This is a genomic window from Streptomyces deserti (assembly GCF_054782695.1).
In genome coordinates this window covers 120522-127607 of record NZ_BAAGRZ010000002.1, presented here as the reverse complement: position 1 = coordinate 127607, position 7086 = coordinate 120522, and the positions used below count along the sequence as shown (strand labels likewise).

The window sequence follows — 7086 nt, the reverse complement described above, 5'->3', positions numbered from 1 at the left end:
CGACAAGCCGCACGGCGGGATGCACACGGGCGGCGGCGCGCTGACGCTGGCGAACGAGGACGAGTGGAGCTCCAAGAAGGACTCGGAGAACCACAAGCACGAGGACAAGGAGAAGGGCTACGAGGAGTACTCGAGCAAGCACGAGAAGGACTCCAAGGAGCACGACAAGCCGCACGGCGGGATGCACACGGGCGGCGGAGCGCTCACGCTGGTGAACGCGGACGACTGGGGTAACGCCAAGGACTCGAAGTACGACCCGGAGTCGTACAAGGACAAGGACAAGGACAAGGAGTCCTACGGCGGCAAGCACGACAAGGGCTCCTGGAAGCACGACAAGCCGCGCGGCGGAGTGCACACCGGCGGTGGCGGGCTCGCCACCTCGGGCGTCACCGCGGGCGGCCTGGCCGTGCTCGCGGTGCTCGGCACCGGCATGTACGCGCTGCGACGCAAGAAGGCCGCCGAAGGCGTGGCCTGATCCATGTCCGGCGACATAGCCGCCGTGGCCGCCGCAACACGCTCACCCGTGTCGCGGCGGCCCGGCGCACCCTCCCGCGTGTCGTGACCGCTGCCGTGCCCGAGTGAGGTGGAGTCCTGTGGCAGCCAACCCTCCTACCGCTCCCGACAACGACCCGGCGCCGCCCGGGCAAAGACCCCGTCGACGTGTGGCAGCGCTGTTCTGGGGTGCGATTGCCCTGGTGCTGGCGGTGAGCCTGATCGACGGCCGTGACGAGCCGTCGTCCGCCGTCCCCGCGCCGTACGCCCCGCCGGCCGCCGTGTCGGACCAGCTCCCGGCCAAGCCCCGGTCGGACGATTCCCGCCAGGCGGAGGAGTTCCGCCAGACGGACGAGACCCGCCCGGCGGGGAAGTACCTCCCGCGGTCCAAGCCGGTCCGCCTGCATATCCCGAAGATCTCCGTCGACGCGCCGTTCACCGACCTCGCCATCGGCCGTTCGGGCCAGCTCGACGCCCCGCCGGCCCACGACACCAACCTCGTCGGCTGGTACGCCAAGGGAGCATCCCCCGGTGAGCCCGGCACGTCGATCATCGCCGGCCATGTGGACACGGCGACGTCGCCGGCCGTGTTCGCCAGACTCAGCGAGCTGAAGAAGGGGGACCGGTTCCACGTGCTGCGCGCCGACGGGCGCAGGGCGACCTTCGTGGTCGACGACGCGGAATCGTTCGACAAGGACAATTTCCCCAACGAGCGGGTGTACGCCGACACCACTCGGGCCGAGGTCCGCCTCATCACCTGCGCGGGCGACTACGACCGCGAGGCCAGGGACTACACCGAGAACCTGGTGGTCTTCGCCCACCTGGTCTGACGCGAACGCCGCTCGCCCCGTACGGGAACCGACCCGTACGGGGCGAGCGGCTGTGCTCAGCCGACCGGGTGAGCGGCGTGGCTCAGCCGACGACCCGGCCCAGCTCGATCCGGTCGATGTTCGGCGCCCAGGCGCTCGCGTTGCCGAACCTCACCTTGTTGGAGCCCTTCTCCAGGTCGACGGGGACGCCCAGCGTCCAGTAGTCGTCCCAGCTCCAGGTGTTCTTGAAGGTGACCTTCACCGGCGCCGCGTCCCCCACCGTGAGGTCCGCCGTACGGGACATGATGTCCGTGTTGTAGGCGTGGCCGTTGTCGCGCCGCTCGTTGTGCGCGTAGTGGACGACCAGCAGGTAGCGGCCGGAGCTCGGGGCGTTCACGGTGAACTCGGCGGTGCTGTCGGCGCTGTTGCCGAGCCAGCCGATGTAGGAGCCGGCGGAGGCGTGTGGCGAGTCGACGAGCCGGGCCCCGCCCGTGAGGGTGGCGGAGGCGCCCTCGTGGGTGAGGGTGCCGGAGGCCGAGCCGTCACCCGAGACGTCGAGGGAGCGGACGGCCGCGTTGCCCGCCGTCAGGGCGATGCGGTTGTTGCCCGCGACCAGGTACAGCCGCAGCGGACGGCCCGGCGCCGCCGTGACCGTCTCCCCGTGCAGGGCGAGCTTCACCGCCGCCGAGGCCCGCGGCACCACCGTGTAGTAGCCGTCGCGCGGGGCGTGGACGTCGAAGACCGCCTTGTCGCCGGAGCGCAGCACGAGGGCGCCGGTGCCCACCCCGGCCGAGGACGAGTAGTCGTACGACGGCTTGCCGCCGACGTCCGCCAGGGTGGCCTCGTACGACGCGGAGGGCTCGCCCGCACGGGCGGTCAGGTCGACGCGGTCGAGGGTGACCTCGGCGTCGCCCTTGGCGAGGGTCAGCACGTGCGTGCCGGCCGTGAGACGGACGGTGACGTCCTTCTTGGCGCGGTACGTCCAGTTCTCGGTGGAGGGGTAGGTGACCGTCACCGGGGCGCCGCCGTCGACCGTCAGCTTCTGCGTGGCCGGGCCGCCGGACTGGTTGCCGTACAGGATCGCCAGGTCGTACGTGCCCGTCTTCGGGACCGTCACCGTGAAGGCGACCTTGCTGGTGGGCTGGTTGAGCGAGCCGACGTCCTTCGTGCCGGAGGCCGCGTAGCCGTTGGCGTTGGCGACCGTGCCCTGGGTGTAGACCTTGCCGTCGGTGATCGCCGCGTCCTCGGCCTCGTACGACGCCGACCAGGGGACGGAGGCGGGGGAGGGGGTGCCGGAGCCGCCGGGGGTGAGGACGATCCGGTAGGCGGACATCTTGTGCATGCCGCGCAGCGGGACGGTCACCGTACCGTCGGCCGCGACCTCGAGCTTCGTGCGGGTGAGGACGCGCGGCGTGGCGTGCTGCCCCTCGTAGCCGGACCAGGCGGCCTCGGCGACGGTCGCGGTGACCGTACGGCCGAAGACGGACGGGGAGATGCCGCGGACGACGACGTCCGAGTCTCCCGCGGAGCCGCCGAGCAGGACCTGGGCCTGGCGGCGGGAGGTGTCGAGGGAGGCGAGGCCCTGGAGGGTGTCGATGGTGTTCGGCTGCGGCGGGGTCACCTTCACCGTGTCGCCGGTCATCCCGGCGTACCAGCGGAAGAACCACCAGCCGCCGTTGGGGATGTTCGAGCGCACCACGTGGCCGCTGAGGTTCCCGGCCGCGTCCCAGTACGCCATGTTGGCGTACACCTTGTTCCGCTCGAACATCGACACCCACTGCACGAGCTGCCCCGGCACGGACAGGTCACGGCGGTTGGCGTACTCGTCGATGTTGATCTTCAGCGGGGCGATGCCCGCCTGGCGCTCCAGGGAGCGGTAGTTGTCGTAGTGCGCCTGGAAGTCGCGCAGGGAGCCGGAGCCCAGTTCGTGCCAGGTCATCACCTGCGGCAGGACGTTCTCCCGCTTGGCGAAGGCGAGGAAGTCCTTCAGCAGTCGGGTGTGGTAGGCGGCTTCGTTGGGGCCCGCGATCCGCGCGTCGGGGTCGATCGCGCGGATCCGCTGGTACACCGTCTTCCAGTCCTTGAAGAACCGGTCGCGGTTCCTCTCGTACGTGGCCTGGTCGGAGGCGCCGAGGTTGTACCAGATCTGGTCGGGTTCGTTGAACGGGATGTAGACGAACCGGTCGCTGTTCGGGTCCGCCGACACCTCCTTGACGATCTTGTCGACCTTGGGGAGGTAGTCGTCGATGCCGAGGTCCTCGTACGGCCACTTGGCGTAGATGTCCTGCATCATCACGTTGATCTCGCCGCCGCCGTTGCGGAAGAACGACTTCGAGACCGTGAGCGCGTCGCCGTTGGGGTGCTGGGCCCCGCCCTGCGGCTTCTGCGAGATGCTGGTGATCTTCAGCGGCTCCAGTGCGGCGTCGCTGGGCACCCCGTCGTCGCTGAGCCCGTACAGCGCGCCGTTGGCGCCGAGCATCACCGGGCCTTCGGAGGCGGCGAGGTCGACGGTGAGGCGTTGCGGGCCGGCAGCGGCGGCCGATCCCGCCGCGGGGAGGGTGCCTGCCATGACGGCTGCTCCAAGGAGTGCTGTGATCAAGGCGTTTCTGGTACGGGATCTCGTGCGGGTGTGGGTGATCACGCTGCTGGACCTCCGGTCATTTGACGGCTCCACTGGTGATTCCGGACACGATCTTTCGCTGGCCGACGAGGAACACGGCGACCATCGGCAGGCTCATCACCACGACGTACGCGAAGACGAGATGCCAGTTGTTGAGGTAGAGCTGGGCGCTGGCGACCTGGTAGAGGTTCAGCGGCAGGGTCGCCCGTTCGCCGCCGCCGAGGACGAAGAACGCGTAGAAGACGTCGCTCCAGGCGTACAGCATCACCATGATCGTCGCGGTGGCGATCACCGGCCTGAGCAGCGGCAGGATGATCCGCCAGAAGATCCGCGACGGACTCGCCCCGTCCATCCGGGCCGCCTCCTCCAGTTCCAGGGGGACGGCGCGGATGAAGCCGGTCATGAAGAAGATCGATGTCGACAGGTACATGCCGGTGTAGACGGCGATCATCCCCGGGCGGGTGTTCGCCAGCCCGAGCTGCCGCAGCTCCATCACGATGGTGATGACGGCGGGCGGCAGCAGCAGCCCGCTGATGCACAGCGCGTACGCCGCCGAGACCAGCTTCGACTTGCGGCGTGCGAAGACCCAGGCCGCACCCGCGCCGAGGATCAGCACCAGGACCACCGAAGGGACCACGACCAGCAGGGAGTTGAGGAAGCCGCGCAGCATCTCGCCCTCGCTGACGGCGTCCGCGTAGTTGCTGCCGGGCTGCCAGTGCCGGGGCAGGTCCAGGTTCGGCTTGATGACCTCCGCCTGCGGTTTCGCCGAGGTGACGGCGACCAGCCACAGCGGTACGCCGACGGCCAGGCCGGCCAGCAGCAGGACGAGGGCCGGGCGGCCGTACCGCCACACGGGAGTCACCGGGGTCACAGCATCTGCTCCCTTCGCCGCAGCCCGACCACCAGCGGAATCGCCACGGCGACCACGACCAGGAACAGGACGAGGCTCATCGCGGACGCCTGGGCGTACAGGCCCTGCCCGAAGATCCGGAACATGTAGATGTTGAAGACCTCCGTGGAGGCCGCCGGCCCGCCGCCGGTCGTGGCCTGCACGATGTCGAAGGTGTTCATCGAACCGATCAGCGCCGTGGTGACGTTGAAGGTGACGGCCGGGGCGAGCATCGGCCAGCGCACCGACCAGAACGTCCGCCACGGCCCGGCGCCGTCCATGCGGGCGGCCTCCAGCATGTCGCCGGGGATGCCCTTCAGCCCGGCCAGATAGATCAGCATGGACAGGCCCATCCACTTCCAGCCGTGGATGAGGGTGACCACGACCAGCGTCCACGTCGTCGAGCCGAGCCATGGGATGTCCGTGCCGAGCAGGGAGTTGACGGCGCCGTCCTGGTCGAGGAGGGCTTGGAAGACGTAGCCGGTGGCGAGCGCCGAGATGAGCACCGGCAGGAAGAAGACGGCACGGAAGAAGCGGTTGAAGCGGCTGTCGTCCTCCAGCAGCAGCGCCAGCGCCAGCCCGAATCCGTTCTGGAACAGTGCCGCCAGCAGCGCGTACAGCAGGGTCGTGCGGATCGCCCGCAACAGCGAGCCGTCGTCGGCGATGGTCTTGAAGTTGTCGAGGCCGGTGAAGGCGATGTCCGCGTGGTACGAGGACCAGTTGGTGAACGGGTAGTAGAAGTTCAGCAGGTTGGGCACCAGGAAGAAGCCCGCGAAGACGACGATCGCGGGCAGCGCGAACCACCAGGGGTGGTGCACGGCGGCGCGCGGCAGCCGCCCCACCCTCTTCGGCGCGCCGGACACCGGCGCGGGCTTGGTACGTACGACCGTGTCCGCCATGGCTAGAACCCGGACGCGCCCTGGGCCTTGGCCACCTGCGCGAACTGGTCCTGGATCGCCTGGGCGACCTGCCGCGGGTTCTTCTTGCCGAAGATCATGTCGGCGAGGTAGAGGTGCGTGTCCGGGGCGACGATCGCCTTCGCCTGGAAGACGCCGATGGCCTTGGGCAGGGCCGCGACCTGGGCCTTGGACGTCTGCGGCAGGCCGTCGGGGGTGGGCACGGACGGCTGCACGGACGGGATCTTCATCGCCTCGATGTAGTCGTCGTAGTTCGGGCCGAGCCAGAAGGCGAGGAACTGCCGGGCCGCGTTCTGCCGCTTGTCGTCACCGGTCCTGAAGGCGACGACCCCGTTGGTCTGGTCCGGGGAGTACAGGCCGGTGGCCGAGGAGTTGGCGACCGGGAACCAGCCGATCTTCCGGTCGATCTCGGCGGTGGAGTACTTGGCCTGCAACTGGCTCTGGAAGGAGGTGACGTTGAGGACCATGCCGACCTCGCCCTTCCACAGGGCGTCGGCCTGCCCGGTGAACGTGCCGGTCCGGTAGTTCTTCTGGGCGAGTCCGGCGTCGAGCAGCCTCTCCTTGTACTTCTTGATCGCACCGACCACGACCGGGTCGGTCCACTTGTTCTTGTTCTCGTTGAGCCCGTCCCACCACGCCTCGTCGAGGTCGGTGAGCTGGACCTGCATCTGCCACTGCAGGGGCCACTTGTCGCCGCCGGCCTCGTAGAAGGCGGCCGCGTCGGTCTGGTCGACGACCTTGTGGCCGAGGGCCAGGAGTTCGTCGTAGGACTTCGGGAAGTCCTTCTCGCTCAACCCGGCCTGCCGGAACACGTCCTTGTTGTAGTAGACGCCGAGCATGGCGGGGCTGGTGACGATCGCCGCGTACCGCTTGCCGTCGATGACGCCGAGGGACTTCTCGGTGCCGCCGAGCTTGGCCTCCCAGGGCTCCCCGTCGAGGGTGAGGAGGTTCTGCTGCGGCTGGACGAACGGCAGGGTGGACATGGACGGCTGCCAGAACATCAGGTCGGGGCGGTCGCCGGAGGCGAGCTTGGTCGGCACGTTCTGCTCGTACAGGTCCGGGATGGCCTGCGTCTCCACCGTGGCGCCGGTCGCCTTCTCGAAGGCGTCGATGACCTGCTTGGGCGCGTTGACCGTGTTCTGCGCCGTCCACATGGTCAGCTTCACGCCGTCCAGGCGGGCCGTCGGGTCGACCGCCGTCCGCTTGGCGTCCGAACCCGAGTCCGAGCCGGAGTCCTGGGCGGTGGGGTCGCTGCACGCGGTGGCGGCCAGGCCGAGGGCGCATATCAGCGCCATGGCGGGGAGAGCTCGTCTCTTCATCACGTGCCTTTCGCAGAACGGGGTTCAGGGGCGGACGCGG

The 7086-nt window shown here is 69.2% G+C and carries 6 protein-coding genes; 2 read left to right on the top strand and 4 right to left on the bottom strand.

Going from position 1 to position 7086, the window contains the following annotated elements; genetic code table 11:
- Positions 1–19: 19 nt before the first annotated feature.
- Together ACYVMZ_RS06855 and ACYVMZ_RS06850 are read left to right on the top strand one after the other, a co-directional pair.
- Entirely contained in the window at positions 20–475 is a 456-nt protein-coding gene (locus ACYVMZ_RS06855; RefSeq protein WP_461077103.1) for a hypothetical protein, read from the top strand.
- Between the two features lie 118 nt (positions 476–593).
- Entirely contained in the window at positions 594–1322 is a 729-nt protein-coding gene (locus ACYVMZ_RS06850; protein ID WP_461076600.1) for a class F sortase, read from the top strand.
- Positions 1323–1404: 82 nt separating this feature from the next.
- Here ACYVMZ_RS06850 and ACYVMZ_RS06845 read toward each other — a convergent pair whose 3' ends face one another.
- The 4 genes from ACYVMZ_RS06845 to ACYVMZ_RS06830 all read right to left on the bottom strand — a co-directional run bounded on the left by ACYVMZ_RS06845 (position 1405) and on the right by ACYVMZ_RS06830 (position 7046).
- Positions 1405–3870: a CBM35 domain-containing protein gene (locus tag ACYVMZ_RS06845; RefSeq protein ID WP_461076598.1), complete on the bottom strand. Its 2466-nt coding sequence runs from the start codon at positions 3868–3870 to the stop codon at positions 1405–1407.
- A gap of 88 nt (positions 3871–3958) precedes the next feature.
- Positions 3959–4783, bottom strand: coding sequence for a carbohydrate ABC transporter permease (locus ACYVMZ_RS06840; protein WP_461077101.1), 825 nt, complete (start codon positions 4781–4783; stop codon positions 3959–3961).
- Between the two features lie 5 nt (positions 4784–4788).
- Complete coding sequence (locus ACYVMZ_RS06835; protein WP_461076596.1) at positions 4789–5709, bottom strand: carbohydrate ABC transporter permease; 921 nt, start codon at positions 5707–5709, stop codon at positions 4789–4791.
- A gap of 2 nt (positions 5710–5711) precedes the next feature.
- Positions 5712–7046, bottom strand: coding sequence for an ABC transporter substrate-binding protein (locus ACYVMZ_RS06830; RefSeq protein ID WP_461076593.1), 1335 nt, complete (start codon positions 7044–7046; stop codon positions 5712–5714).
- Between the last annotated feature and the right edge of the window lie 40 nt (positions 7047–7086).

What these genes read in the sequence shown, in the direction of transcription:
- ACYVMZ_RS06855 (WP_461077103.1), top strand. Translation starts at nt 20, where the DNA reads ATGCACACGGGCGGCGGCGCGCTGACGCTGGCGAACGAGGACGAGTGG.
- ACYVMZ_RS06845 (WP_461076598.1), bottom strand. Translation starts at nt 3,870, where the DNA reads ATGGCAGGCACCCTCCCCGCGGCGGGATCGGCCGCCGCTGCCGGCCCG.
- ACYVMZ_RS06835 (WP_461076596.1), bottom strand. Translation starts at nt 5,709, where the DNA reads ATGGCGGACACGGTCGTACGTACCAAGCCCGCGCCGGTGTCCGGCGCG.
- ACYVMZ_RS06830 (WP_461076593.1), bottom strand. Translation starts at nt 7,046, where the DNA reads ATGAAGAGACGAGCTCTCCCCGCCATGGCGCTGATATGCGCCCTCGGC.